The 26,902-nt window shown below is 72.4% G+C and carries 18 protein-coding genes and 1 pseudogene; 15 read left to right on the top strand and 4 right to left on the bottom strand.

The window, feature by feature from the left end; all coding sequences use genetic code 11:
- Position 1: 1 nt before the first annotated feature.
- Both KKZ08_RS12990 and KKZ08_RS12985 read right to left on the bottom strand, forming a co-directional pair.
- Complete coding sequence (locus KKZ08_RS12990) at positions 2-586, bottom strand: response regulator (RefSeq protein WP_223774598.1); 585 nt, start codon at positions 584-586, stop codon at positions 2-4.
- Positions 583-4,698: a HAMP domain-containing protein gene (locus KKZ08_RS12985; RefSeq protein ID WP_223779036.1), complete on the bottom strand. Its 4,116-nt coding sequence runs from the start codon at positions 4,696-4,698 to the stop codon at positions 583-585. Before KKZ08_RS12985 ends, KKZ08_RS12990 begins: the two co-directional genes overlap by 4 nt.
- A 264-nt stretch (positions 4,699-4,962) precedes the next feature.
- Between KKZ08_RS12985 and KKZ08_RS12980 the strand changes: the two genes are divergently transcribed.
- Complete coding sequence (locus KKZ08_RS12980; RefSeq protein ID WP_223774597.1) at positions 4,963-6,879, top strand: ATP-binding SpoIIE family protein phosphatase; 1,917 nt, start codon at positions 4,963-4,965, stop codon at positions 6,877-6,879.
- Between the two features lie 39 nt (positions 6,880-6,918).
- Positions 6,919-8,151, top strand: a complete 1,233-nt coding sequence (hemW, locus tag KKZ08_RS12975; RefSeq protein ID WP_223774596.1) for a radical SAM family heme chaperone HemW — start codon at positions 6,919-6,921, stop codon at positions 8,149-8,151.
- A 151-nt stretch (positions 8,152-8,302) separates the two neighbouring features.
- On the opposite strand, the gene KKZ08_RS12970 is transcribed toward hemW, so the two are convergent.
- Positions 8,303-9,178: a DUF3097 domain-containing protein gene (locus KKZ08_RS12970; RefSeq protein WP_223774595.1), complete on the bottom strand. Its 876-nt coding sequence runs from the start codon at positions 9,176-9,178 to the stop codon at positions 8,303-8,305.
- Between the two features lie 35 nt (positions 9,179-9,213).
- Entirely contained in the window at positions 9,214-9,948 is a 735-nt protein-coding gene (locus KKZ08_RS12965) for an MBL fold metallo-hydrolase (RefSeq protein ID WP_223779035.1), read from the bottom strand.
- Positions 9,949-10,149: 201 nt separating this feature from the next.
- On the opposite strand from KKZ08_RS12965, the gene hrcA reads away from it, so the two are divergent.
- The 13 genes and pseudogenes from hrcA (at position 10,150) to KKZ08_RS12900 (ending at position 26,892) form a co-directional block, all read left to right on the top strand.
- Positions 10,150-11,166: a heat-inducible transcriptional repressor HrcA gene (gene hrcA / locus KKZ08_RS12960; protein ID WP_223779034.1), complete on the top strand. Its 1,017-nt coding sequence runs from the start codon at positions 10,150-10,152 to the stop codon at positions 11,164-11,166.
- Complete coding sequence (gene dnaJ, locus KKZ08_RS12955; protein ID WP_223774594.1) at positions 11,167-12,306, top strand: molecular chaperone DnaJ; 1,140 nt, start codon at positions 11,167-11,169, stop codon at positions 12,304-12,306. It abuts the gene before it with no gap.
- 235 nt (positions 12,307-12,541) lie between these two features.
- A complete protein-coding gene (locus KKZ08_RS12950) occupies positions 12,542-13,615 on the top strand; it encodes a nitronate monooxygenase (protein ID WP_223774593.1) in 1,074 nt (357 codons plus the stop codon).
- The gene (locus KKZ08_RS12945; protein WP_223774592.1) at positions 13,612-14,352 is read left to right on the top strand and encodes a 16S rRNA (uracil(1498)-N(3))-methyltransferase; all 741 of its coding nucleotides are present in this window, start codon (positions 13,612-13,614) and stop codon (positions 14,350-14,352) included. Before KKZ08_RS12950 ends, KKZ08_RS12945 begins: the two co-directional genes overlap by 4 nt.
- Before the next feature lie 78 nt (positions 14,353-14,430).
- Complete coding sequence (locus tag KKZ08_RS12940; protein WP_223774591.1) at positions 14,431-15,045, top strand: hypothetical protein; 615 nt, start codon at positions 14,431-14,433, stop codon at positions 15,043-15,045.
- A gap of 81 nt (positions 15,046-15,126) precedes the next feature.
- Positions 15,127-18,340 (top strand): annotated as a pseudogene (locus tag KKZ08_RS12935) (S41 family peptidase).
- Between the two features lie 80 nt (positions 18,341-18,420).
- Positions 18,421-18,774: a histidine triad nucleotide-binding protein gene (locus tag KKZ08_RS12930; RefSeq protein WP_223774590.1), complete on the top strand. Its 354-nt coding sequence runs from the start codon at positions 18,421-18,423 to the stop codon at positions 18,772-18,774.
- A 15-nt stretch (positions 18,775-18,789) separates the two neighbouring features.
- Positions 18,790-19,695, top strand: coding sequence for a ribonuclease Z (locus KKZ08_RS12925; protein ID WP_223774589.1), 906 nt, complete (start codon positions 18,790-18,792; stop codon positions 19,693-19,695).
- 70 nt (positions 19,696-19,765) lie between these two features.
- Positions 19,766-20,767 (top strand): adenosine deaminase, encoded by a 1,002-nt coding sequence (locus tag KKZ08_RS12920; protein WP_223774588.1) that lies wholly within the window; start codon positions 19,766-19,768, stop codon positions 20,765-20,767.
- Positions 20,768-20,955: 188 nt separating this feature from the next.
- Complete coding sequence (locus tag KKZ08_RS12915) at positions 20,956-22,143, top strand: macrolide family glycosyltransferase (protein WP_223774587.1); 1,188 nt, start codon at positions 20,956-20,958, stop codon at positions 22,141-22,143.
- A 65-nt stretch (positions 22,144-22,208) separates the two neighbouring features.
- On the top strand, positions 22,209-23,513 hold the full coding sequence (locus KKZ08_RS12910; protein WP_223774586.1) for a glucarate dehydratase family protein: 1,305 nt from the start codon (positions 22,209-22,211) through the stop codon (positions 23,511-23,513).
- A 68-nt stretch (positions 23,514-23,581) separates the two neighbouring features.
- Positions 23,582-24,685, top strand: coding sequence for a PfkB family carbohydrate kinase (locus KKZ08_RS12905; protein WP_223774585.1), 1,104 nt, complete (start codon positions 23,582-23,584; stop codon positions 24,683-24,685).
- Between the two features lie 122 nt (positions 24,686-24,807).
- Positions 24,808-26,892, top strand: coding sequence for a PhoH family protein (locus KKZ08_RS12900; RefSeq protein ID WP_223774584.1), 2,085 nt, complete (start codon positions 24,808-24,810; stop codon positions 26,890-26,892).
- Positions 26,893-26,902 lie beyond the last annotated feature (10 nt).

Here is a 26,902-nt window from a genome sequence, read left to right as displayed (position 1 = left end):
TCTAGCGGCTCCGTCCGTGACGCATCTCCCGCACCAGTTCCTCCATGTGCTTCACATGGTGGCGCAGCTCCAGGACGTCGTTCAGGCTGCTCGCCGCCATGTGGGCCTCGATCGCGGACAGGCGCGCGGCAAGCTCGTCGAACTGGAGCTGCTCGCGGGCGAGTATCCGCTCCAACTGCCGGGTCTTCCTGTGCAGTTCGAGGAAGACACTGACCTTGGCGCGCAGGACCCACGGGTCGAACGGTTTGGTGAGGAAGTCGGCCGCGCCCGTCGCGTACCCCCGGAAGGCGTAGCCGGCGTCGTGGTCGGTGCCCGTCAGGAAGATGATGGGCACGTCCTTGGTCTGGTCGAGGCGTTTGATGTTCGACGCCGTCTCGAAACCGTCCATGCCCGGCATCCGGACGTCGAGGAGGATCACGGCGAACCGCTGCCGCAGGATCGCCTTCATCGCCTCCTCTCCCGAACGGGCGCGTACCAGCGGCTCGTTCAGGGACGTCAGGATCGCTTCGAGTGCCAACAGATTGTCCTCCATGTCGTCGACGAGGAGGATGCTCGCGTGGTGGTCGCTGCGGGGCTCTGCGTTCATGGTCGGGGGCCTCGATCGGTGGCCGGCGTGACGGGGCTGTCGCCTGGCGCGGCCGGGCCGTCGGCGGGTGTGCCCTCGGGGCCTGCGGCGGGGGTGCCCTCGGAGGCTTCGGCGGGTGCGCCCTCCGGATCGAGGAGGGCGCAGATGACGCCGAGGAGCTGATCCACGTCCACGGGCTTGGGCACGTAGTCGGTGGCGCCCTGGGCGATGGCCTTCTCGCGGTCCCCCGGCATGGCCTTCGCGGTGAGGGCGACGATGGGCAGGCCCTGCCAGCGGGGGCTGCGGCGGATGGCGGCCATGGTTTCGTAGCCGTCCATCTCCGGCATCATGATGTCCATCAGGACGAGGTCGACGTCCGGGTTGCGCTCCAGGGTCTCGATGCCCTCGCGGCCGTTCTCCGCGTACAGGACGGGCATGCCGACGCGGCTGAGCACGTGCGTGAGCGCGAAGACGTTGCGGATGTCGTCGTCGACGATCAGCACCCTGCGGCCGGGCAGCAAGCGACCGGCGCGGCCTTCCTTCCACTCCTCGAGCTTGGCGGGCATGGGCCAGCTGTCGTCCGGTTCGAGGGTGGTGTGCGGCCGCTGCACGGCGTGTTCCTGGGGCTCCGGCAGGTCCTGGGTGTGCGACGCGGCGTACGCGACGGCGGCCGCGCCGTGGCCCGGGTGCACCACGGGGACGTAGAGCGAGAAGGTGGAGCCGTGGCCGGGGCGGCTCTCGGCGGTGATGCGGCCGCCGAGCAGGCCCGCGATCTCGCGGCTGATGGAGAGGCCGAGGCCGGTGCCGCCGTACTTGCGGTTGGTGGTGCCGTCGGCCTGCTGGAACGCCTCGAAGATCACCGGCAGTTGCTCGGCCGGGATGCCGATGCCGGTGTCGCTGACCGCGAAGCAGAGCAGGTCGTCGTTGTCGTGGAGCAGCCGGTCGCCCGCGGTGTCCGTGACGCGGCTGACCCGCAGCTGGACGCCGCCCGACGAGGTGAACTTGACGGCGTTCGACAGGAGGTTGCGCAGGATCTGCTGGAGGCGCTGCTCGTCCGAGAACATCTCGCGCGGCACGTCGTCGCCGACCGACACGTCGAAGGCGAGGCCCCGGTCGAGGGTGAGCGGGCGGAACGTCGCGTGGACGTAGTCGAGGACCTTGATCAGCGGAAGCTTCTTGGGGCGTACGTCCATCCGGCCGGCCTCGATCTTCGACAGGTCCAGGATGTCGTTGATGAGCTGGAGGAGGTCCGAGCCCGAGCGGTGGATCGTCGTCGCGAACTGCACCTCCTGGTCGGAGAGATGGCCGTCCGGGTTGTCGGAGAGCAGCCGGGCCAGGATCAGCAGGGAGTTGAGCGGCGTGCGCAGCTCGTGCGACATGTTCGCGAGGAACTCCGACTTGTACTGGGAGCTCGTGGCGAGCAGGGCCGCCTTCTCCTCCAGCTCGGCGTTCGAGCGGCGCAACTCGGCCTGCTGGCGCTGGAGTTCGTCCGAGCGTTCCTGGAGCTGGGTGGCCAGGCGCTGGGACTCGCCGAGCAGCGACTCCGTACGGGAGTTGGCGATGATGGTGTTGATGGCGACGCCGATGGTGTTCACGAACTGGTCGAAGAAGGCCAGGTGGACGTCGGAGAAGCGGGAGAAGGTGGCCAGCTCGATCACGCCGAGCAGCTTGTCCTCGAAGAGGATCGGGATGATCACGACGGTCGCGGGGGCGGCGTCCCCGAGCCCCGAGTGGATCTTGATGTAGTCCGGTGGCACCTCCTCGACGAGGATGCGCTTCTTCTCCAGGGCCGCCTGGCGCACCAGGCCCTGCGCGGGCATCCCGCCCGTGTCGACGACCGAGCCCTGGGCCGCGCCGTACCCCGCGATGAAGGCGAGGCCCTTCGCGGTGATCCGGGTGGGCGCCGGGCCCTCGGCGGTGTCGGGGTCGGCCAGGAAGAAGGCGCCGTACTGCGCGTTCACCAGCGGGGTCAGCTCGCGCAGGATCAGGTCGGCGACCTCCATCAGATCTCGGTGGCCCTGCATCAGGCCCGCGAGGCGGGCGAGGTTGGACTCCAGCCAGTCCTTGGCGCGGGTGGTCTCGCGGAGGTTGGAGACCATGAGGTTGATGTTGTCCTTGAGCTCGGACACCTCGCCGCGCGTCTCGACGGTGATGGCGCGGGTCATGTCGCCCTGGGCCACGGCGGAGGCGACCTCGGCGATGGCGCGGACCTGGGTGGTGAGGTTCAGCGCCAGCTCGTTCACGTTCGTCGTCAGGCGCTTCCACGTGCCGTACACGCCCTCGACCCGGGCCTGGCCGCCGAGCTGGCCCTCGGAGCCGACCTCGCGGGCCACGCGCGTGACCTCCGAGGAGAACGAGGAGAGCGTGTCCACCATGGTGTTGATGGTGGTCTTCAGCTCCAGGATCTCGCCGCGCGCGTCCACGTCGATCTTCTTCGACAGGTCGCCCTGGGCGACGGCGGTCGCGACCTGCGCGATGTTGCGGACCTGCCCGGTGAGGTTGTCCGCCATGTAGTTGACGTTGTCGGTGAGGTCCTTCCAGACCCCCGACACCCCGAGGACCTGCGCGCGGCCGCCCAGGCGGCCGTCCGTGCCGACCTCGCGGGCCACGCGCGTCACCTCGTCGGCGAAGGCGCGCAACTGCGTCACCATCGTGTTGACGGTGTCCTTGAGCTCCAGGATCTCGCCGCGCGCGGTGACCGTGATCATCTTGGAGAGGTCGCCGTTGGCGACGGCGGTGGTGACCTGGGCGATGTTGCGGACCTGCGAGGTGAGGTTCGACGCCATGAAGTTGACGTTGTCGGTGAGGTCCTTCCATACGCCGGACACGCCCCGCACCTGGGCCTGCCCGCCGAGGTTGCCCTCGGTGCCGACCTCGCGGGCGACGCGGGTGACCTCGTCGGCGAAGGCGGAGAGCTGGTCGACCATCGTGTTGATCGTCGACTTCAGCTCCAGGATCTCGCCCTTCGCCTCCACGGTGATCTTCTTGCCGAGATCTCCTTGCGCGACGGCCGTCGAGACGAGCGCGATGTTGCGGACCTGCGACGTCAGGTTGTCCGCCATGAAGTTGACGTTGTCGGTGAGGTCCTTCCATACGCCGGACACGCCCCGCACCTGAGCGCGCCCGCCGAGGTTGCCCTCGGTGCCGACCTCGCGGGCGACGCGGGTGACCTCGTCGGCGAAGGCGGAGAGCTGGTCGACCATCGTGTTCACGGTCGACTTCAGCTCCAGGATCTCGCCCCGGGCGTCCACGGTGATCTTCTGGCTCAGGTCGCCGTTGGCGACGGCGGTGGTGACCTGGGCGATGTTGCGGACCTGCGAGGTGAGGTTCGACGCCATGAAGTTGACGTTGTCGGTGAGGTCCTTCCACACGCCGGACACGCCCCGCGCCTGCGCGCGGCCGCCCAACTGCCCCTCGGTGCCGACCTCGCGGGCCACACGGGTCACCTCGGCGGCGAACGCGGAGAGCTGCTCGACCATGGTGTTCACGGTCAGCTTCAGTTCCAGCAGCTCACCGGTGGCCTCGACGGTGACCGTGCGGGTCAGGTCGCCCTGCGCGACCGCCGTCGTCACCAGCGCGATGTCCCGCACCTGGGCGGTCAGCCGGGACGCCATGGTGTTGACCGCCTCGGTCACATCACGCCAACTGCCGGACAGGCCACGCACCTTGGCCCGGCCGCCGAGCCGCCCCTCCGTGCCGACCTCGCGGGCGACGCGCGTCACCTCGCCCGTGAAGAGCGACAGCTGGTCGACCATCGTGTTGACGGCGCGGCCGAGGCGCCGCAGATCGCCCCGCAGCTCACGGCTGCCGTCGTGCAGGTCGACGCGCTGGGTGAGATCGCCGCCCGCCACGGCGTTGAGCACCCGGGTGGCGTTCGCCGCCGGGGCGACCAGCGAGTCCAGCAGGGAGTTGACCTCCTGGACCCGGTCCGTCCATCTGCCCTGGCCCGGGCTCGCCGTGAACCGCTCGTCCAGGCGGCCGTGCCGGATGATCTCCCGGCGTACGCGGATCAGCTCGGCGTCGAAGTGCAGCGAACGGTCGAGCATTTCGTTGAAGACCGCGTACAGCTCGGCGGTGATGCCCCCGCCGATCGGTGCGACCTTCGTGAAGTCGCCGTCCCGCGCGGCGCGCATGGCGGCGAGCAGCGGGCGCAGTTCCGCGAGGGCGGCCGGCGAGAGGGCCGCGCCGGCGCTCGGGGCGGGCTCCGCCGCCTCGGCCCCGGGGGAGGGCACGGGCGGTGCCTGGGCCGGGATCAGGCCGGAGCCGAGCGCGGGCGTAGCACTGTTCTCACTCATAGCGGCCCACTTCGGTGACTCGGTGCTTATGGGCGCCACCAGTCTGTCACTCTGTCGGTGTCGCCTGAGGCGTATTCGCCCGAACTGCTCAGGAGCCGCACCGTGGGGTCCATTCCGACGCAACGGGAGACCGAATTCCGTGCCTCCGCCACGGACCCGGACCGCCCGGGGCCGCCGGCGGTGGTGCGCACGTCCCTGCCCGGAAACCCGCTGGCGCCCGCCGCCGCGCGAAGATTCGTGCGCGCCGCGCTCGCCGACTGGACGGAGCTCGGCGTGCCGGCGGCTGCCGGGATCACCGACCGCCTCGCCGACGACTCGGTGCTCCTCGTCAGCGAGTTGGTGACCAACGCCGTCGTGCACGCGGGCACGGCGGTCGAACTGCTGTGCCGACTCGACGAGGCCGCGCCCGGCGAGGACACCGGCGCCCTCGTCATCGAGGTCTCCGACCACCACCCCTCCCGCGCCGTCCGCGGCGAGCAGGGCCCGGCGCCCACCGGCACCCCCGAGTACGGCCGCGGTCTCCAGCTCGTCGCGAGCCTCTCCGACTCCTGGGGCATCACCTACCGCACGGGCACCAAGACCATCTGGGTCCGGCTGCCCGTTGAGGGCGCCAAGGCGGACCAGGACACCGAGTCGTACGCGAGCGAACAGGCCCTGAAGCGCGGGCTGCGCGCCGCCGAGATCCTCGCGCCGCTGCCCAAGCGCGTCACGCACGAGACGGAGTGGGTCAACCGCGGGGCGCTCAGCTTCCTGGCCGAGGCGTCCGACCTGCTGGCCGGGCAGTTCGACGAGGACCTGGTGGCCGCCCTCGCCGGACAGCTGCTCGTGCCGCGGCTCGCCGACTGGTGCGCGGTCTGGCTCGACGAGGGCTCGGAGAGCCCGGCGCGCGCCACCCCGGGCGGGCCGGGCGCGCGCCTCGCCCGGGTCTGGCACACCAGCGAGCACCGCATGGAGGAACTGCGCCGCATCCTGGAGAAGGACCCGCCCGAGCTGCCCGACACGGCGGGCACCGGCGCCCTCCCCGTCCGCTGGCCAGGCGAGGCGCCGACGGGCGAGGCGTCCGGCACGGCGCTCGCGTACCGCCTGACCGCGGGCGGCCGGACGCTCGGCACGCTGCTCATCGGGCGGGCGGGCCTGCTCCGCTTCCCCGACGAGGTCACCGGCCTCGTCGAGGACTTCAGCCGCCGCGTCGCCCTCGCCGTCAGCACGGCCCGCCGCTACCAGCGCCAGGCCAACATCAGCCGCATCCTCCAGCGCGGGCTGCTGCCCAGCAAGGTCGCGCGGATCCCCGGCGTGCAGAGCGGCCTGGTGTACGAGCCGCGGGACAAGGGCGGCCCGGGCGGCGACTTCTACGACGTCTTCCAGGCCGGGGACGGGCGCTGGTGCTTCGCGCTCGGCGACGTCCAGGGCAAGGGCCCCGAGGCCGCCGTCGTCATCGGCCTAGCCCGGCCCTGGCTGCGGCTGCTCGCCCGCGAGGGGTACCAGGTCGCCGAGGTCCTGGACCGCCTCAACCAACTGCTCCTCGACGACGCGACCGAGGCGGCCGACGCCGCGGCGGCCGTCGTCGCCGTCGCGGGCGGCCAGGGCGTACCGGCCGACGGGCCCACCTCACGCTTCCTCTCCCTCCTCTACGGCGAGCTGATCCCGCACGAAGGCGGCGTGCGCTGCACCATCGCGTGTGCCGGGCACCCGCTGCCGCTGCTCCTGTCGCCCGACGGGCAGGTGCGGTCGGCGGCGAGCCCGCAGATGCTGCTCGGGGTCGTCGACGACGAGACGTACACCAGCGAGAGCTTCGACCTGCTGCCCGGCGACACCCTCCTGTGCGTCACGGACGGCGTGACCGAGCGGCGCTCGGGGCGGCTCCAGTTCGACGACGGCGACGGCCTGGCGCAGGCCCTCGCCGGCTGCGCGGGGCTCGACGCGACGCTCGTGGCGGAGCGGATCCGGCGGCTCGTCCACGAGTTCTCGGAGCGTCCCCCCGACGACGACCTGGCGCTGCTGGTGCTCCAGGCACGGTGACGGCTCCGCGGGGCGCGGCGGTGCGGGACAATCGAAGGCATGCCTTCCGCACTGCCCGACGGTGAGCCCATGCCCGAGGACGGCGCGCTGCCCGCGTCCGCCCTGGCCGGCGCGGCCTCCCGCCCCCTCGGCTTCTATCTGCACGTCCCGTACTGCGCCACGCGCTGCGGCTACTGCGACTTCAACACCTACACCGCCACCGAGCTGCGCGGCTCCGGCGGTGTGCTCGCCTCCCGCGACAACTACGCCGACACCCTGACCGACGAGGTGCGGCTCGCCCGGAAGGTCCTCGGCGACGACCCGCGGCCCGTGCGGACCGTCTTCGTGGGGGGCGGTACGCCGACGCTGCTGGCGGCGGGGGATCTCGTACGGATGCTGGCGGCCGTACGGGACGAGTTCGGTCTCGCGGACGACGCGGAGATCACGACCGAGGCGAATCCGGAGTCGGTCGACGAGGCGTATCTGGCGGAGCTGCGGGAGGGCGGGTTCAACCGCGTCTCGTTCGGCATGCAGAGCGCGAAGCAGCATGTGCTGAAGGTGCTCGACCGTACGCATACGCCGGGGCGGCCCGAGGCGTGCGTCGCCGAGGCGCGGGCGGCCGGCTTCGACCATGTGAACCTCGACCTGATCTACGGCACCCCGGGCGAGACGGACGACGACTGGCGCGCCACGCTGGACGCGGCGATCGGCGCCGGACCGGACCACGTCAGCGCCTACGCGCTGATCGTCGAGGAGGGCACGCAGCTCGCGCGGCGGATCCGGCGCGGGGAGGTGCCGATGACCGACGACGACGTCCACGCGGACCGGTACCTCATCGCCGACGAGGTCCTTGGGCGGGCGGGCTTCTCGTGGTACGAGGTGTCCAACTGGGCCACGTCCGAGGCGGGGCGCTGCCTGCACAACGAGCTGTACTGGCGCGGCGCCGACTGGTGGGGGGCCGGGCCGGGCGCGCACAGCCATGCGGGCGGTGTGCGGTGGTGGAACGTGAAGCATCCCGGGGCGTACGCGGCGGCTCTGGCGGGCGGCCGATCGCCCGGCGCCGGACGTGAGGTCCTCTCCGAGGAGGACCGGCGGGTGGAGCGGATCCTGCTGGAGCTGCGGCTGGTGGAGGGCTGCCCGCTGACTCTGCTGAAGGAGGCCGGGCTCGCCGCCTCGCGCAAGGCGCGGGACGAGGGGCTGCTGGAGGCGGTGCCGTACGCGGCGGGGCGGGCGGTGCTGACGTTGCGGGGGCGGTTGTTGGCGGACGCGGTGGTTCGTGACCTGGTGGATTAGCGGCGCCGGGTGCTGGGCTGCGGGGCACACAACCGGCGGTGAGCCCGTCCCGCCCGGCTGCGCCGCCCGGCAGCCGTCTCCCACCCACCCGCTCGTTTGATCGGCAGCCGACCAGTCCCCCAATCCACACACCCAGCAGCCGACCCGCCCGCTACGGATGCGTCACGAAGTCGATCAGTTCTTCCACCCTGCCCAGCAGCTCCGGCTGGAGGTCCTTGTAGCTGCGTACCGAGCCGAGGATCCGCTGCCACGCCGCCCCCGTGTTCTCCGGCCACCCCAGCGCCCGGCACACGCCCCTCTTCCAGTCCTGCCCCCGTGGCACCCGCGGCCACGCCTCGATGCCCACCGAGGACGGCTTCACCGCCTCCCACACGTCGATGTAGGGGTGGCCGACGACCAAGGCGTGATCGCTGCCGATCTCCGCGGCGATGCGGGACTCCTTGGAGCCGGGGACCAGGTGGTCCACGAGGACGCCGAGCCGCGCGTCGGGGCCGGGCGAGAATTCGGCGACGATCGCGGGAAGGTCGTCGATGCCCTCCAGGTACTCGACGACGACGCCCTCGATGCGCAGGTCGTCGCCCCAGACCCGCTCGACCAGTTCGGCGTCGTGGCGGCCCTCGACGTAGATGCGTCCCGCGCGGGCGACCCTGGCCCGCGCCCCGGGCACGGCCACCGAACCGGAGGCGGTGCGCGAGGGACGTACCGTCGCACCCGCACCCGCACCCGGCCGGACCAGCGTGACCGGCCTGCCCTCCAGGAGGAACCCCCGCGGCTCCATGGGGAAGACGCGGTGCTTGCCGAAGCGGTCCTCCAGGGTCACCGTCGGGCCCTGCGCGGTCTTCTCGCAGCGGATCACCGCCCCGCAGAAACCGGTGCTCAACTCCTCCACCACGAGGCCGGCGTCCGCCGCCACCTCCGGTACGGGCTTCGACTTCTTCCAGGGGGGCGTGAGATCGGCGGAGTACAGACGGCGCTGCGGGCCCGGAGGGCCCTCGGAGGGGTGGTGGCGGGAGACGGGTGGGCGCATTCCGCCGACGATAGGAAGAGGCGGCAGGGCATCCCTTACGACACGCCGAAACGGGCCGCCAGTGTGGCGCGCTGCGCACGGACAAAAGCCGCATCCACCACCGCACCGTGCCCCGGCACATACCGCGCGCCCTCACCGCCCAGGCCGAGGAGCCGGTCCAGCGCCGCCGGCCACCGCGCGGGCACCGCGTCGGGACCGGCCTGCGGTTCGCCCGACTCCTCGACCAGATCCCCGCAGAAGACGATCTCCGGCTCGCCGTCCGCGCCGGGGACCAGGACCGCCAGGTCGTGGCCCGAGTGGCCGGGGCCGACGTTCGCGAGGAGGACCTGGACGCCGCCGAGGTCCAGCGTCCACTCCCCGCACACCAGGTGGTGCGGGTGGACCAGGAGATCGGTCGCTTCCGCCGCCGCCCGCGGGTCCACGCCGTGGCGCACCGCGTCCGCGCACAGCTCGTCGCGGCCCTTGGCGAAGACCGTGTCGATGCCCACGGCCCCGTACACCTCCACGCCCGCGAAGGCCGCGGCGCCGAGGACATGGTCGAAGTGCGGATGCGTCAGAGCGAGATGCGTCACGCGGCGACCGCCGCCGAGGATCTCCCTGGCCCGGGTGCGCAGCGCCGCGCCCTCGGCCAGGCTCGACCCGGCCTCGACCATCAGGGCCGCCCCGTCACCGACGACGAGCCCCGCCGTGCAGTCCCACACCGGCAGGCGGCACCGCCCCACGCGCGGTGCGAGCCGCTCCCAGCCCGCCGCTTCCCATGCCGGCTCCACGTCCATACGGTGACGCTAACCGGTGCGGCGGCGCCTGGCATGACCAACCAGCCGCCGGGCATGAGCAACGGGGTCCGGGTCCGGCCTTGCCGGGTCCGTACCCGACGCCCGTACACTGACCCTTTGACAGGCTGGCACTCACCCGCGTTGAGTGCCAGGCAGGGGATCACCGCGACGGATGACGTGCTGGAGGTGTGCGCGATGCTCAGTGAACGCAGGCTCGAAGTGCTGCGCGCCATCGTCCACGACTATGTCGGGACGGAGGAGCCGGTCGGCTCCAAGGCGCTCACCGAGCGGCACAGTCTCGGCGTCTCCCCGGCCACGGTGCGCAACGACATGGCGGCGCTGGAGGAGGAAGGGTTCATCGCCCAGCCCCACACCAGCGCGGGGCGCATCCCGACGGACAAGGGCTACCGCCTGTTCGTCGACAAGCTCGCCGGCGTCAAGCCGATGACGGCCCCCGAGCGGCGCGCCATCCAGAACTTCCTCGACGGCGCCGTCGATCTGGACGACGTCGTGGGGCGCACGGTTCGGCTGCTCGCGCAGCTGACCCGGCAGGTCGCCGTCGTGCAGTACCCCTCGCTGACGCGGTCGACCGTGCGGCACGTGGAGCTGCTCTCGCTCGCTCCCGCGCGCCTGATGCTCGTCCTGATCACGGACACCGGCCGGGTCGAGCAGCGCATGATCGACTGTCCGGCGCCCTTCGGGGAGACGTCGCTCGCGGATCTGCGGGCGCGGCTCAACAGCAGGGTCGCGGGCCGCCGCTTCGCGGACGTCCCGCAGCTGGTGCAGGACCTGCCCGAGGCCTTCGAGGCCGAGGACCGCGGCACCGTCTCGACGGTGCTCTCCACCCTCCTCGAAACGCTGGTCGAGGAGACCGAGGAGCGGCTGATGATCGGCGGCACCGCCAATCTCACCCGCTTCGGACATGACTTTCCCCTCACGATCCGCCCCGTTCTCGAGGCCCTTGAGGAGCAGGTCGTGCTCCTCAAGTTGCTTGGCGAGGCGACGGATTCGGGCATGACCGTACGGATCGGTCATGAGAACGCCCATGAGGGCCTCAGCTCCACGTCCGTGGTCTCGGTCGGCTACGGTTCGGGCAGCGAGGCAGTCGCCAAACTAGGCGTGGTCGGACCGACCCGCATGGACTATCCGGGAACGATGGGAGCAGTACGCGCAGTGGCACGTTACGTCGGACAGATCCTGGCGGAGTCGTAAGTGGCCACGGACTACTACGCCGTACTCGGCGTGCGCCGCGACGCTTCCCAGGACGAGATCAAGAAGGCCTTCCGGAGGCTGGCGCGTGAGCTTCACCCGGATGTGAATCCGGACCCGAAGACTCAGGAGCGCTTCAAGGAGATCAACGCCGCCTACGAGGTGTTGTCGGACCCGCAGAAGAAGCAGGTCTACGACCTCGGCGGCGACCCGCTGTCCCAGGCGGGCGGCGGCGGTGGCGCGGGCGGTTTCGGGGCCGGTGGCTTCGGCAACTTCTCCGACATCATGGACGCGTTCTTCGGGACGGCGTCGCAGCGGGGGCCGCGTTCGCGTACGCGTCGCGGCCAGGACGCCATGATCCGGCTGGAGATCGACCTCGACGAGGCCGCGTTCGGGACCACCAAGGACATCCAGGTCGACACGGCGGTCGTCTGTACGACCTGTAGCGGTGAGGGTGCCGCGCCGGGGACGTCCGCTCAGACGTGTGACATGTGCCGCGGTCGCGGTGAGGTGTCGCAGGTCACGCGGTCCTTCCTCGGCCAGGTCATGACCTCGCGGCCCTGTCCGCAGTGTCAGGGCTTCGGCACCGTCGTGCCGACGCCGTGCCCCGAGTGCGCCGGTGACGGCCGCATCCGGTCGCGGCGGACGCTGACGGTGAAGATCCCCGCGGGTGTCGACAACGGGACCAGGATCCAGCTCGCCGGTGAGGGTGAGGTCGGGCCCGGTGGCGGTCCCGCCGGTGACCTGTACGTGGAGATCCACGAGTTGCCGCACGCCGTCTTCCAGCGGCGCGGTGACGATCTGCACTGCACGGTCACCATTCCGATGACCGCGGCGGCGCTCGGTACGAAGGTGCCGCTGGAGACGCTGGACGGGCTGGAGGAGATCGACATCCGGCCGGGTACGCAGTCCGGTCAGTCGGTGCCGCTGCACGGGCGTGGTGTCACGCATCTGCGGGGCGGTGGGCGCGGTGACCTCATCGTGCACGTCGAGGTCCTTACGCCGACCAAGCTCGACGCCGAGCAGGAGCGGGTGCTGCGGGAGCTGGCGCAGATGCGGGGTGAGGAGCGGCCTACGGGGCAGTTCCAGCCCGGGCAGCAGGGGTTGTTCTCCCGGCTGAAGGACGCGTTCAACGGGCGGTAGCGCCTTGGGCGGTGCCGGCTCTGTTGTTCGTTCGTCCGCGGGTCGTGGGGGCTGGTCGCGCAGTTCCCCGCGCCCCTGAAGACAGGCGTCCCGCGCCCCGTCAGGGGCGCGGGGAACTGCGCGAGCGGGCCGAGACGGCCGGTAGTCGCCGACGGGGGACCGTGGGCAGACGGGGGCGCGTGCGCCGGGCGCAGGGCGATTCGGTCGCCCGCGCAGGGCGTGGCACGATGCGTGCATGTCCTCCGCACTGACCGATCTCTGCCGCCATCCGATCGTGCAGGCCCCCATGGCGGGCGGCGCGTCCTGCCCCCGGTTGGCCGCGGCCGTCTGTGAGGGCGGCGCCCTGGGCTTTCTCGCCGCCGGGTACAAGACCGCCGACGGGATGTACCAGGAGATCAAGCAGCTGCGGGGCCTGACCTCGCGGCCCTTCGGCGTCAATCTCTTCATGCCGCAGCCCGACACCGCGGACGCCGCCGCGATCGACGTCTACCGCAGCCAGCTCGCCGGTGAGGCCACCTGGTACGAGACGCAGCTCGGCGACCCGGACAGCGGGCGCGACGACGGGTACGACGCCAAGCTCGCCATCCTGCTCGACGACCCGGTGCCGGTCGTCTCCTTCACCTTCGGGTGCCCCACCCGCGACGTGCTCGACTCCTTCGCCCGCGTCGGCACCCTCACCGTCGTCACCGTCACCACACCGGAGGAGGCGCAGACCGCCCAGTGGGCCGGCGCCGACGCCGTGTGCGTGCAGGGCGTCGAGGCGGGCGGCCACCAGGGCACCCACCGCGACAACCCCGAGGCCGACGGCGCCGGGATCGGGCTGCTCTCCCTCATCACGCAGATCCGCGAGACCGTGCAGATCCCCCTGGTCGCCACCGGCGGCCTGATGCGCGGCGCGCAGATCGCCGCGGTGCTCGCGGCGGGCGCGGACGCCGCGCAGCTCGGCACGGCGTTCCTGGTCACGCCCGAGTCGGGCGCCCACACCCTGCACAAGCAGGCCATGACCAACCCGTTGTTCGTGCGGACCGAGCTGACCCGGGCGTTCTCCGGGCGGCCCGCGCGCGGCCTCGTCAACCGCTTCATGCGCGAGCACGGCCCGTACGCCCCCGCCGCCTACCCCCAGGTGCACCACCTGACCAGCGGCCTGCGCAAGGCCGCCGCGAAGGCCGGTGACGCGCAGGGCATGGCGCTCTGGGCGGGGCAGGGCCACCGGCTCGCCAGGGAGCTGCCCGCCGGACAGCTCGTGGAGGTCCTCGCGGCCGAACTGGCCGACGCCACGGACGCGTTGACGCGCGGGGGCGAGGCGTGACCGCCCCCGTCTTCGTCGTCGAACACTTCGACGCGCCCGCCGACGGGCGGTACGTGCTGGACGGCCCCGAAGGGCGCCACGCCGTCTCGGTGAAGCGGCTGCGCGCCGGTGAGGACGTCGTCCTGACCGACGGCGCCGGACGGTGGGCGCACTGCGTGGTCCTCGACACCGAGGGCAAGGACCGGCTCGTCGTACGGATGGACTCCGTGACCGAGGAGCCCGAGGAGTCGCCCCGCATCACCGTCGTCCAGGCGCTGCCCAAGGGCGACCGAGGGGAACTCGCCGTCGAGACCATGACGGAGACCGGCGTGGACGCGGTCGTGCCGTGGACCGCGGCGCGCTGCATCACGCAGTGGAAGGGCGAGCGCGGCCTGAAGGCGCTCGCCAAGTGGCGGGCGACCGCGCGCGAGGCGGGCAAGCAGTCGCGCCGGGTGCGCTTCCCCGAGGTCGCGGACGCGGCGTCCACCAAGCAGGTCGCCGCCCTCCTCGCGGGCGCCGACTTCGCGGCCGTCCTGCACGAGGAGGGCAGCGAGCCGCTGGCCACCGCCGAACTCCCGGCGAGCGGACGGATCGTGCTCGTCGTCGGGCCCGAAGGGGGCGTCTCCCCGGACGAGTTGGCGGTTTTCGCCGAGGCGGGCGCGAAGCCGTACCGCCTCGGACGCAGTGTGCTGCGCACCTCGACCGCGGGGACCGCGGCGACCGCGCTGCTCCTCGGCCGCACGGGCCGCTGGTCCTGACCGCGGCTGCGGGCCCCGGTCGCCGGATGGCCGCAAGCGGTCTACCGCCCCCGCACGGAGGGTGGCACTCTGCCGTGTATGGGGGCATTGAGGCGACTACGGCAACGGAACGCATGGCAACGGCGTACGCCGATCCTGTACGCCGTCGGGCTCGCCGGCGCCGCCGCGCTCGGCGTCACCGCGTGCGACCCCGCGAACGGCGGTCTGAACACCGCGGCGGTCGCGCTCACCACCGACCGGATGGGCACCAAGGAGCTGGAGCGCCAGAAGCTCGACGTGGCATGGCTCAGCTGCACCGCCCGCTACCAGGACCGGGTGACACCCAAGAGCGGCGAGCCCACGGAGAAGGCCGTCGTGGAGGTGGACTGCCAGGGCGAGTCCGGCGGCAACGACGGCAACAAAGACATCACCATCAAGGGCAAGGTGTCCTCCCTCGTCGACGGCCGCTGCGTACGCGGCGACCTCACCGCCAAGGTCGACGGCAAGCAGTGGTTCAAGGCCGACGTGCTCGGCAACTGCGGTGCCGGCGACGGTGACGGCGGGAGCCCGACCCCGCCCGGCTCCTCCCACCAGCCGCCCTCCCAGCCGCCGCCCTCCCACGACCGGCCCGAGCCCCGCCCCACCGTGACCGTGACGGTGACCGTCACGCCCGCCCCGCCGCCCCCGACCTGCGACTGCGCGCCGGGGAAGTGACGTGGCCCGCCGGGCGGCCGCCCCGGCCGAAGTGATCCGAACCGCTTCCGGGCCGCGTGGCGCCTGCCTAGGCTGGTCGGTGTGACACAGACTGCGTACCTCCGGTATCCGCACATCCAAGGCGAGTTGGCCACGTTCACGGCTGAGGACGACGTCTGGGTCGCCCCCCTCGACGGGGGCCGCGCCTGGCGGGTCAGCGCCGACAACGTGCCCGTCGACCACCCCCGCATCTCCCCGGACGGCACCACCGTCGCCTGGACGTCCACCCGTGACGGTTCGCCCGAGGTGCACATCGCGCCCGTCGACGGCGGCCCCTCCAAGAGGCTGACGCACTGGGGCACTTGGAAGACGGGCGTGCGCGGCTGGACCCCCGACGGGCAGGTCCTCGCGGTCTCCGCCGCGGGCCAGGCCGCACCGAGCCGCAGCTGGGCGCGGGCCGTGCCGCTGGACGGCGGCCCCGCGACCACCCTGCCCTACGGCCTGGTCGGCGACGCCACGCACGGCCCCGACGGGCAGGTCCTGCTGGTCTCCGCCCCCATGGGACGCGAGGCCGCCCGGTGGAAGCGGTATCGGGGCGGCACCGCGGGCAAGCTGTGGATCCGCGAGGCGGCGGACACCGAGTTCGTACGCCTCCACGAAGAGCTCGACGGGAACATCGAGTACCCGCTCTGGGTGGGGGAGCGGATCGCCTTCCTCTCCGACCACGAAGGCGTCGGCGCCCTCTACTCCTCCCTGCCCGACGGCTCCGACCTGCGGCGCCACACCCCTCGTGGGGAAGGCTTCTACGCCCGGCACGCCGCCACCGACGGCACCCGCGTGATCTATATGAGCGCCGGTGAACTGTGGCTCCTGGACGACCTGGCAGGCGCCGAGCCGCGCCGCCCGGACATCCGCCTCGGCGGCCAGCGCGCCGACCTCCAGCCGCACCCCGTGGCCGCCGCCCGCTGGTTCGGCACCGCCGCGCCCGACCACACCGGTCGCGGCAGCGCCGTCTCCGTACGCGGCTCCGTGCACTGGGTCACGCACCGCGAGGGCCCGGCCCGCGCGCTCGCCGCCACGCCGGGCGTGCGCGCCCGGCTGCCCGCACCTTCCGCGTGGCGGGCGAGGAGCACGTCGTATGGGTGACCGACGCCGAGGGCGACGAGGCGCTGGAGTTCGCCCCGCCACCGGCCCGGCGCCCGGCGCGACTCCGCGCAGGCTCGCCGCCGGGCAGCTCGGCCGGGTCCTCGGGCTCGCCATGTCGCCGGACGGCAGCCGCGCCGCCGTCGCCTCGCACGACGGGCGCGTCCTGCTCGTCGAGCGGGAGAGCGGCGAGGTCCGCGAGGTCGACCGCAGTGAGGACGGCGAGGTCACCGGGCTCGTCTTCTCGCCCGACTCCGCCTGGCTCGCCTGGTCGCACCCCGGTCCGAGCCCGCTGCGTCAGCTCAAGCTGGCGGGCACCGCCGACCTGTCGGTGTCCGAGGCGACCCCGCTGCGCTTCCGCGACTACTCGCCCGCGTTCACGCTCGACGGCAAGCACCTCGCCTTCCTCTCCGCGCGCGCCTTCGACCCGGTCTACGACGAGCACGTCTTCGACCTCGCCTTCGTCGGCGGCTCCCGGCCCCACCTCCTCACGCTCGCCGCGGCCACGCCGTCGCCGTTCGGGCCGCAGCGGCACGGCAGGCCCTTCGAAGGACAGGACAGCCCCGGCGCCGAGACACCCGACAGCGAGGGCGCGCCCGTCACCCGCGTCGACTTCGACGGGCTCGCCGACCGCATCGTGGCGTTCCCCGTCGAGGCCGCCCGCTATACGACGCTGCGCGCGGCCAAGGACGGCCTGCTCTGGCTGCGCCACCCCGTGCGGGGCGTCCTCGGCGCCTCCCGGGCCACCCCGTCCGACCCGGAGCCGCACACCGAGCTGGAGCGGTACGACTTCGCCCAGCGCCGCGTGGAGGAATTGGCCTCCGACGCCGACCACTTCGCGGTCACCGGCGACGGCAAGCGGGTCCTGCTGTGGACCGACGGCAAGCTGAAGGTGGTGCCCAGCGACCGGCGCGCCTCGGGCGACGAGGACAGCGACTCGAACATCTCCGTCGACCTCTCCCGCATCCGCCACACCGTCGACCCGGCCGCCGAGTGGCGCCAGATGTACGACGAGACGGGCCGCCTCATGCGGGACAACTTCTGGCGGCCCGACATGGGCGGCGTCGACTGGGACGGGGTCCTGGAGCGCTACCGGCCCGTGCTCGACCGCATCGCCACCCATGACGACCTCATCGACCTGCTCTGGGAGGTGCAGGGCGAGCTGGGCACCTCGCACGCGTACGTCGTCCCCGGCGGCTCGGGCGGCGGCTCCGCGCTGCGGCAGGGGCTCCTCGGCGCGGACCTCTCGCGGGGCGAGGACGGCCTGTGGCGCGTCGACCGCGTCCTGCCCTCGGAGACCTCCGACCCCGCCGCGCGCTCCCCGCTGGCGGCGCCCGGCGTCGCGGTCCGCCCCGGCGACGCGCTGATCGAGGTCAACGGCCGGCCGGTCGACCCCGTCACCGGCCCGGGACCGCTGCTCGTCGGCACCGCGGGCAAGCCCGTCGAGCTGACCGTCTCGCCCTCGGGCGGCGGCGACCCCCGGCACGCCGTGGTGGTCCCCGTCGCCGACGAGGAGCCGCTGCGCTACCACGCGTGGGTCGCGGACCGGCGGGCGTACGTCGCCGAGCGCTCGCAGGGCCGCCTCGGCTATCTCCACGTCCCCGACATGCAGGCGCCCGGCTGGGCGCAGATCCACCGTGACCTGCGCGTCGAGGTCACCCGGGAGGGCCTGGTGGTCGACGTACGCGAGAACCGCGGCGGCCACACCTCCCAGCTCGTCGTGGAGAAGCTGGCGCGCCGCGTCGTCGGCTGGGACCTGCCGCGCGGCTCACGGCCCCTCAGCTACCCCCTGGACGCGCCGCGCGGGCCCGTCGTCGCCGTCGCCAACGAGTTCTCCGGGTCCGACGGCGACATCGTCAACGGGGCGATCCGGGCGCTCGGCATCGGGCCCGTGGTCGGCACGCGCACCTGGGGCGGCGTCGTCGGCATCGACAGCCGCTACCACCTGGTGGACGGCACGTTGGTGACGCAGCCGAAGTACGCGTTCTGGCTGGAGAGCCAGGGGTGGGGGGTGGAGAACCACGGCGTCGAACCCGACGTCGAGGTCGTGACCACCCCGGACGACTACGCGGTGGGCCGTGACCCGCAGTTGGACGAGGCGGTGCGCCTCGCGCTCGCCGCGCTGGCGGAGAACCCCGCGAAGACCGCGCCGGCCCTGCCCGGGACGCCGTAGACCCGGCGCCCCGCCGCCGCGCGGCGCGGAGGGATAGCATTCCGTGCGTACCGATCACTGCTCCTGAGGAGGCCGGACCCATGGCGGGCGAAGCGCGAAGCGACTGTCTGTTCTGCAAGATCGTCGCGGGTGAGGTGCCGGCGACCGTGGTCCGGGAGACGGAGACGACCCTCGCCTTCCGCGACATCAACCCGCAGGCCCCGACGCACGTCCTGGTCATCCCCAAGGTGCACCACCCCGACGCCGCGGCGCTGGCCGCCGCCGAGCCGCAGATCGCCGCCGACGTGCTGCGGGAGGCCCAGGAGGTCGCCACCGAGGAGGCCGCGGAGAGCTACCGCATCGTCTTCAACACCGGTACGGGCGCGGGCCAGACCGTCTTCCACGCGCACGCGCACGTCCTGGGCGGCCGCGGCCTCCAGTGGCCTCCCGGATAGCGGGGCCGGCCCCTCTTGTCCTCACGTGAACTGGTGGTGCTCGGCACCGCCAGCCAGGTCCCGACCCGGCACCGCAACCACAACGGCTACGTGCTGCTCTGGGACGGCCAGGGCATCATGTTCGACCCCGGCGAGGGCACGCAGCGGCAGATGCTGCGCGCCGGGGTCGCCGCGCACGACCTGCACCGGATCTGCGTCACCCACTTCCACGGCGACCACAGCCTCGGCCTCGCCGGGGTGATCCAGCGCCTCAACCTCGACCGGGTCCCGCACCCCGTCACCGCCCACTACCCGGCCTCCGGGCAGCGCTTCTTCGACCGCCTGCGGTACGCGACGGCCTACCGCGAGACCGTCGCGCTCGCCGAGGCCCCGGTCGCCGCCGACGGGCCGCTGGCCACCACCCCCTCGTACACCCTCGAGGCGAGGAAGCTCTCCCACCCCGTCGAGTCGTACGGCTACCGCCTCACCGAGCCCGACGGGCGCCGCATGCTGCCGGAGCTGCTGGCCGAGCGCGGCATCAAGGGGCCCGACGTCGGGCGGCTCCAGAAGGAGGGCGTCCTCGGCGGCGTCACGCTGGAGGAGGTGAGCGAGGCGCGGCGCGGGCAGCGGTTCGCCTTCGTGATGGACACCCGGCTCTGCGACGGCGTGCACGCGCTCGCCGAGGGGTGCGACATGCTGGTCATCGAGTCGACGTTCCTCGACGAGGACGAGCAACTCGCCGCCGACCACGGCCACCTGACGGCAGGTCAGGCCGCCCGGGTCGCCGTCGACGCGGGCGTACGGCATCTCGTGCTGACGCATTTCAGCCAGCGCTACCCCGACCCGGGCGCCTACGAACAGCAGGCCCGCGCCGCCGGATACGACGGCGAACTCACCGTCGCCCGCGACCTGTCGCGCATCCCCCTGCCCAAACGCACCTGACCCCCGCACAGCACAGCTCCTCCACACCGCACAGCCCCCCACACAGCACAGAACTGAGCGAGACCGCACCATGCCGATCCCCAAGGCCGAACTCCACCTCCACATCGAAGGCACCCTCGAACCCGAGCTGGCCTTCGCGCTGGCCGCGCGCAACAACGTCGAGCTGCCCTACGCCGACACCGAAGAGCTGCGCGAGGCCTACCTCTTCGAGGACCTCCAGTCCTTCCTGGACCTGTACTACGGTCTGATGGCCGTGCTGCGCACCGAGGCCGACTTCGAGGAACTCGCCGACGCCTACCTCACCCGCGCCGCAGCCCAGGGCGTGCGGCACGCGGAGATCTTCTTCGACCCGCAGGCCCACATCGCGCGCGGCGTGCCCATCGGCACCGTCATCGAGGGCCTGTCCCGCGCGCTGGACCGCAGCGAGGAGCGGCACGGCGTCTCCACGCGCCTCATCATGTGCTTCCTGCGCGACGAGTCCGCCGAGTCCGCGATGGAGACCCTCCGGGCCGCCGAGCCCTACCTCGACCGGATCATCGGCGTCGGCCTCGACTCCGCCGAGGTCGGCCACCCGCCGGTCAAGTTCAAGGAGGTGTACGAGGCCGCCGCCGCCCTCGGCCTGCGGCTCGTCGCGCACGCCGGTGAGGAGGGCCCGCCCGCGTACATCACCGAGGCCCTGGACGTGCTGCGCGTCGAGCGCGTCGACCACGGGCTGCGCTGCATGGAGGACCCGGAGCTGGTCGAGCGCCTGGCCCGCGAGCGCGTGCCGCTCACGCTCTGCCCGCTCTCCAATGTCCGGCTGCGCGCCATCGACATGCTGGAGGACCACCCGCTGGCGCGGATGCTCGACGCCGGGCTGATGTGCACGGTCAACTCCGACGATCCGGCCTACTTCGGCGGATACGTCGACGACACCTTCCACGCCGTGCGCGAGGCGCTCGGCATCGGCCAGGAGCAGCTGCGCACGCTGGCGCGGAACTCCTTCGAGGCGGCCTTCCTCGACCGGGACGCCGCGGACGAGGAGCTGCGGGCGCGCTACCTCGCCGAGGTCGAGGCCTATTCGTTCGACTGAGCTTATTCGACTGAACTTATTCGTTCGACCGACCGCCGGGCGCCGGGCTACGGTCCCGGTATGGACTCCATCGCGCAGATCTACGGCTGACACGGCTTCCCGTGGCCACCGCCCGCCCTTCGGGGCCGGGGCGGCGGCCCGTCGTGCCTTGTCCCTGACTCCGTAGCTCTGTACTCGAAGGATCCCTCATGTCATCCCGTGGACCCTCCCGTCGGCGTGCCCACATCGCCATGATCGGCGTGCCGATGATCAGCCATGTGCTGCCCGGCCTGGAGATCATCCGTGAGCTGGCCGCGCGCGGCCACCGCGTGACGTACGCCGACGACCCGGCCGTCGCCCACCTGATCGAGCCCACCGGCGCCGAACTCGTCCCGTACGACTCGACACTCCCGCACCGCGACAACATCTGGCCCGACGACCCGATCGAGGCGAGCGCGCTCTTCCTCGACGACGCGATGGCGGTGCTCCCGCAGCTGCGCGCGGTGTACGACGACGACCCCGCGGACCTGTACCTGTACGACATCGGCGCGTACGTCGGCCGGGCGCTCGCCGAGGCTCAGGGGCGGCCCGTCGTGCAGCTCTCGCCGACCTTCGTGGCCTGGGGCAGCTACCAGGAGGACGTCGGCGCGCATCTCGCGCGGCTTCCCGGCGCCGATGTGCTGGAGGCCCGCTTCACGGAGTGGCTCGCCGGGTGCGGGGCCACCACGCTCGACGTCGGCGAGTTCTCGGGCGTCCCGCCGCGGGCCCTCGCCACGATCCCGCGGGCGATGCAGCCGCACGCGGACACCGTCGGCCCCCGGGTCGACTTCGTCGGGCCGTGCTTCGGCGACCGTGCGCGGCGAGGCGGCTGGGCGCGCCCCGAGGGCGCCGAGAAGGTGCTCCTGGTCTCGCTCGGCTCGGCGTACACCAAGCAGCCCGAGTTCTACCGCCGGTGCGTGGCCGCCTTCGGGGACCTGCCGGGCTGGCATGTCGTCCTCCAGATCGGCAAGCACGTCGACCCCGCCGAGCTGGGCGCGGACCTGCCCGCGAACATCGAGGTCCGCTCCTGGGTGCCGCAGTTGGCGATCCTGGAGCAGGCCGACGCGTTCGTCACCCATGCCGGCATGGGAAGTTCCGGTGAGGGGCTCTACACCGGTGTGCCGATGATCGCCGTACCGCAGGGGGCCGAGCAGCCGATGAACGCGGACCGGCTGGTGGAACTGGGCGTGGCGCGGCGCCTGGACACGGAGGACGCCACGGGTGACGCGCTGCGGTCGGCGCTGCTCGCTCTGGTCTCGGACCCGGAAGTCGCCGAGCGCTGCGCGCGGTTGAAGGCGGAGGTCCGGGCGGCGGGCGGCACCTCGCGGGCGGCGGATCTGATCGAGGCGGAGCTGTAGCGCGCCTCATCGGGGTCGTCCCGCACCGTTGACGGCGGTCGTTCGCATACCTAGTCTCCGTTCCCATGTATGGACAGAGCTTGGTCATCACCGATGTCCGCCTCACGCCGGTCCTGGTCGCCGACCCACCGCTGCTCAACACCCAGGGCGTCCACCAGCCCTACACGCCGCGCCTCATCGTCGAGGTGGTCACGGCGGGTGGGGTGACCGGGATCGGGGAGACCTACGGCGACGTGAAGTACCTGGAGCTCGTGCGGCCCCTGGCCGAGCGGCTGCCGGGGTGCCGGGTCTCCGACGTGAACCGGCTGTTCACACTCGCGGACGAGGTGGCCGTCGACGCGGCCCGGGTGGACGACGCGGTGGATGTCGGCGGTCTGCGCGGCGTGCAGAGCGCCGACAAGCTGCGGCTGTCCATCGTCTCCGGGTTCGAGGTCGCCTGCCTGGACGCGCTCGGCAAGGCGCTCGGGCTGCCCGTGCACGCACTGCTCGGCGGCAAGGTGCGGGACGCCGTCGAGTACAGCGCCTACCTGTTCTACAAGTGGGCCGAGCATCCCGCGGGCCGCCCGAGCGAGCCGGACGACGGGTGGGGCGCCGCCCTCGACCCGGCCGGGATCGTCGCCCAGGCCCGGCTGTTCACCGAGCGCCACGGCTTCGGGTCCTTCAAGCTCAAGGGCGGCGTCTTCCCGCCGGACGAGGAGGTCGCCGCCCTCCGCGCCCTCGCCGAGGCCTTCCCCGGCAGGCCGCTGCGGCTGGACCCCAACGGGGCCTGGTCCGTGGAGACGTCGCTGAAGGTCGCCGCCGATCTCGGCGACGTACTGGAGTACCTGGAGGACCCCGCGCTCGGCACGCCCGCCATGGCCGAGGTCGCGGCCCGGACGTCCGTGCCGCTCGCCACGAACATGTGCGTGACCACCTTCCAGGAGATCCCGGAGGCCTTCGCGAAGGGCGCCGTGCAGGTCGTCCTCTCCGACCACCACTACTGGGGCGGGCTGCGGCGCACGCGGGAGCTGGCCGCGGTGTGCCGGACGTTCGGGGTCGCCGTCTCCATGCACTCCAACACCCACCTGGGCATCAGCCTCGCCGCGATGACGCAGGTGGCGGCGACCGTGCCCGGCCTCGACCACGCCTGCGACTCGCACTACCCCTGGCAGTCCGAGGACGTGCTGACCTCCCGCCCGCGGTTCACGGACGGCAAGGTCACCGTCACCGACACCCCCGGCCTCGGCGTCGAGCTCGACCGGGACAAGCTCGCCGCCCTGCACGCGCGCTGGCTCGACGAGGACTTCCGCGCCCTGCGGGAGCGGGACGACGCGGCGGCGATGCGGGTGGCCGACCCCGGCTGGACGACGCCCGCGGTGCCGCGCTGGTAGCGCCCGGCACCCCCGCGGCACACCGGTAACCCCGGCCTCCGGGGCGCGCCGTCCGTTACGTTGCCTGCATGGTCGTACCCGTACAGCCCACCGTCGACCCGCTGAAGGCGGCCCGCAGAGCCGGCGACCCGGCCTGCGACGTCTACCTCACCGGCACGGTCTTCCTCGACATCATCTTCACCGGGCTCGACTCCGCGCCCGTGCGCGGGACCGAGTCCTGGGCACGCGGCATGGGGTCGAGCCCCGGCGGCGTCGCGAACATGGCGACCGCGCTCGCCCGTCTCGGCCTGCATACGTCCCTGGCCGCCGCCTTCGGCGACGACCACTACGGGGAGTACTGCTGGGACGCCCTCGAAGGGGGCGAGGGCATCGACCTCGCCTCGTCCCGGATCGTGCCCGGCTGGCACACCCCGGTGACGGTCTCCATGGCGTACGAGGGCGAGCGGACCATGGTCAGCCACGGCCACGAGCCGCCCCCCGACGCCGATGCCCCGGACGGCGGCGCCCCCTTCTGCCCGCCCCGCGCCCGCGCCGCCGTCGCCTCCCTGACGCCCGGCGTCCGCGCCCCCTGGATCGCGCAGGCCGCCCGCAGCGGCACCCGGATCTTCGCCGACGTCGGCTGGGACGACACCGGGCGGTGGGACCTCGCCGGACTCGCCGACCTGGGGCACTGCGAGGCGTTCCTGCCCAACGCCGAAGAGGCGATGCGCTACACCCGCACGTCCTGCCCGCGGGCCGCGGCCAGGGCCCTGACCGATCACGTGCCGCTGGCGGTCGTGACGCTGGGTGCGGAAGGGGCGTATGCGGTGGACGCGCGGACCGGCGAGACCGCCGACGTCCCCGCCATCGAGGTCGAGGCGCTCGACCCCACCGGGGCCGGGGACGTCTTCGTGGCGGGCTTCGTCACCGGGACGCTGGCGGGCTGGCCGCTGGCCGACCGGCTGGCCTTCGCCGGGCTCACCGCGGCGCTCTCCGTGCAGGAGTTCGGCGGGTCCCTGTCCGCGCCCGGCTGGGCGGAGGTGGGGGCCTGGTGGCGGCGCGTACGGGAGTTCGACGAGCAGGACCCGGTGGCGCTGCGGCGGTACAGCTTCCTGGAGGAGCTGCTGCCTGCCGCGAGCCGTCCGTGGCCGCTGCGCAGGGCGGTGCCGACCATCGGCTTCCGCTCGGCGTAGCCGCCCCGGCGGAAAAGCCCTACGGCACTGACAGTGCCGCGTCGTACCCTTGGCAGTGCAAGGCTGTCGAGCGGCCACCAAGCCCCGCACGAGGAGGATGAGCAGGCCTTCAGAGCCGGCCCATGACTCAGACACCCACAACTCACACGGCGCAGGACCAGGCGCGAGCCCACTTCACGGTCCCGGCGAAGCATCCGATGGTGACCGTCCTCGGTTCCGGCGACGCCCTGCTGCGCGTGATCGAGAAGGCCTTCCCGGCGGCCGACATCCATGTCCGGGGCAATGAGATCAGCGCCGTGGGCACCGCCCACGAGGTCGCCCTCATCCAGCGCTTGTTCGACCAGATGATGCTGGTGCTCCGCACCGGTCAGCCGATGACGGAGGACGCAGTGGAACGCTCGATCGCCATGCTGAGGGCGGACGAGAACGGCAGCGGCGTGGAGGAGACCCCCGCCGAGGTCCTCACGCAGAACATCCTCTCGTCGCGCGGGCGCACCATCCGCCCCAAGACCCTCAACCAGAAGCGGTACGTCGACGCGATCGACAAGCACACCATCGTCTTCGGAATCGGCCCCGCCGGTACGGGCAAGACCTACCTCGCCATGGCCAAGGCCGTGCAGGCCCTGCAGTCCAAGCAGGTCAACCGCATCATCCTGACCCGGCCCGCGGTCGAGGCGGGCGAGCGCCTCGGCTTCCTGCCCGGCACGCTCTACGAGAAGATCGACCCGTACCTGCGCCCGCTCTACGACGCGCTGCACGACATGCTCGACCCCGACTCGATCCCGCGCCTGATGGCGGCGGGGACGATCGAGGTGGCGCCGCTGGCCTACATGCGCGGCCGCGCCCAGCCGCGCTTCACCAACGTCCTGACACCGGACGGCTGGCGTCCGATCGGGGATCTCCGGGTCGGTGACCTCGTCATGGGCTCGAACGGTGAGCCGACCCCGGTCCTCGGCGTCTACCCCCAGGGGGAAAAGGCCGTCTACCGTGTCACCGCCCAGGACGGCTCCTGGACCCTGTGCTGCGGCGAGCACCTGTGGACGGTCCGCACGGCGGCGGACAAACGCCGGGACAAGCCGTGGCGGGTCCTGGAAACCCAGGAGATGATCGGCAATCTGCGCGCGGGGCACGCCCGCCGGTACGAGCTGCCGATGCTCACCGCGCCCGTCGAGTTTCCCAGGCGCGAGGTCCCCATGGATCCGTACGCGCTCGGCCTGCTCCTCGGCGACGGCTGCCTGACAGGCTCCACCACGCCCTCGTTCGCCACCGGGGACGTCGAGCTCGCACAAGCGCTGGAGGCGGCACTTCCTGGCGTCACCGTCCGGCACAAGGGCGGTCCTGATTACGTCCTGAACCGGGTGAAGTCACCGGGTGACGTGGTCACGCTGGAGAACCCGGTCACCCGCGTCATGCGGGAACTGGACCTGTTCGGGAGCCGATCGCACTCCAAGTTCGTGCCGGACGACTACCTGTTCAACACGGCGGAGGTCCGTCTGGCCGTCCTCCAGGGCCTGCTCGACTCCGATGGCGGCCCGGTCACCCAAGACGACCGCACCTGCCGCATCCAGTATTCGACAGCGTCGATCGTGCTGCGGGACGACGTGATCGCGCTCGTCCAGTCCCTCGGCGGTGTCGCCTACACCCGGCGCCGTCCGGCCGAGGGCCGAGCCAAGGGCACTGCCCTGGCCGCTCATCGCCGCGACGCGCACGTCGTCGACATCCGCCTGCCCGACGGCATCGAGCCCTTCCGTCTCGCTCGCAAACGCGACACGTACCGCGCGGCCGGAGGCGGCGGCCGCCCCATGCGCTTCATCGACTCCATCGAACCCGCGGGCCGCGAAGAGACGGTCTGCATCCAGGTGGCGGCCGAGGATTCGCTGTACGTCACACAGGACTTCCTGCTGACACACAACACGCTCAACGACGCGTTCATCATCCTCGACGAGGCGCAGAACACCAGCGCCGAGCAGATGAAGATGTTCCTCACCCGCCTCGGCTTCGACTCGAAGATCGTCATCACCGGTGACGTCACCCAGGTCGACCTGCCGGGCGGCACCAAGAGCGGCCTGCGCGAGGTCCAGCAGATCCTGGAGGGCGTCGAGGACATCCACTTCTCGCGCCTGACGTCCCACGATGTCGTACGGCACAAGCTGGTCGGCCGTATCGTCGACGCGTACGAGCAGCACGACAGCCGCGACGGGAAGTAGACCAGCACCA

Origin of the sequence: Streptomyces sp. 135, assembly GCF_020026305.1 — a bacterium.
GTDB lineage: Bacteria > Actinomycetota > Actinomycetes > Streptomycetales > Streptomycetaceae > Streptomyces.
This window is presented reverse-complemented; position numbering and strand designations above follow the sequence as displayed.

What these genes read in the sequence shown, in the direction of transcription:
- KKZ08_RS12915 (WP_223774587.1), top strand. Translation starts at nt 20,956, where the DNA reads ATGTCATCCCGTGGACCCTCCCGTCGGCGTGCCCACATCGCCATGATC.
- KKZ08_RS12910 (WP_223774586.1), top strand. Translation starts at nt 22,209, where the DNA reads ATGTATGGACAGAGCTTGGTCATCACCGATGTCCGCCTCACGCCGGTC.
- KKZ08_RS12900 (WP_223774584.1), top strand. Translation starts at nt 24,808, where the DNA reads ATGACTCAGACACCCACAACTCACACGGCGCAGGACCAGGCGCGAGCC.
- hemW (WP_223774596.1), top strand. Translation starts at nt 6,919, where the DNA reads ATGCCTTCCGCACTGCCCGACGGTGAGCCCATGCCCGAGGACGGCGCG.
- KKZ08_RS12905 (WP_223774585.1), top strand. Translation starts at nt 23,582, where the DNA reads ATGGTCGTACCCGTACAGCCCACCGTCGACCCGCTGAAGGCGGCCCGC.
- KKZ08_RS12970 (WP_223774595.1), bottom strand. Translation starts at nt 9,178, where the DNA reads ATGCGCCCACCCGTCTCCCGCCACCACCCCTCCGAGGGCCCTCCGGGC.
- KKZ08_RS12990 (WP_223774598.1), bottom strand. Translation starts at nt 586, where the DNA reads ATGAACGCAGAGCCCCGCAGCGACCACCACGCGAGCATCCTCCTCGTC.
- hrcA (WP_223779034.1), top strand. Translation starts at nt 10,150, where the DNA reads ATGCTCAGTGAACGCAGGCTCGAAGTGCTGCGCGCCATCGTCCACGAC.
- KKZ08_RS12930 (WP_223774590.1), top strand. Translation starts at nt 18,421, where the DNA reads ATGGCGGGCGAAGCGCGAAGCGACTGTCTGTTCTGCAAGATCGTCGCG.
- KKZ08_RS12940 (WP_223774591.1), top strand. Translation starts at nt 14,431, where the DNA reads ATGGGGGCATTGAGGCGACTACGGCAACGGAACGCATGGCAACGGCGT.
- KKZ08_RS12950 (WP_223774593.1), top strand. Translation starts at nt 12,542, where the DNA reads ATGTCCTCCGCACTGACCGATCTCTGCCGCCATCCGATCGTGCAGGCC.
- KKZ08_RS12920 (WP_223774588.1), top strand. Translation starts at nt 19,766, where the DNA reads ATGCCGATCCCCAAGGCCGAACTCCACCTCCACATCGAAGGCACCCTC.
- KKZ08_RS12985 (WP_223779036.1), bottom strand. Translation starts at nt 4,698, where the DNA reads ATGCGCGCCGCGCGGGACGGCGACTTCACGAAGGTCGCACCGATCGGC.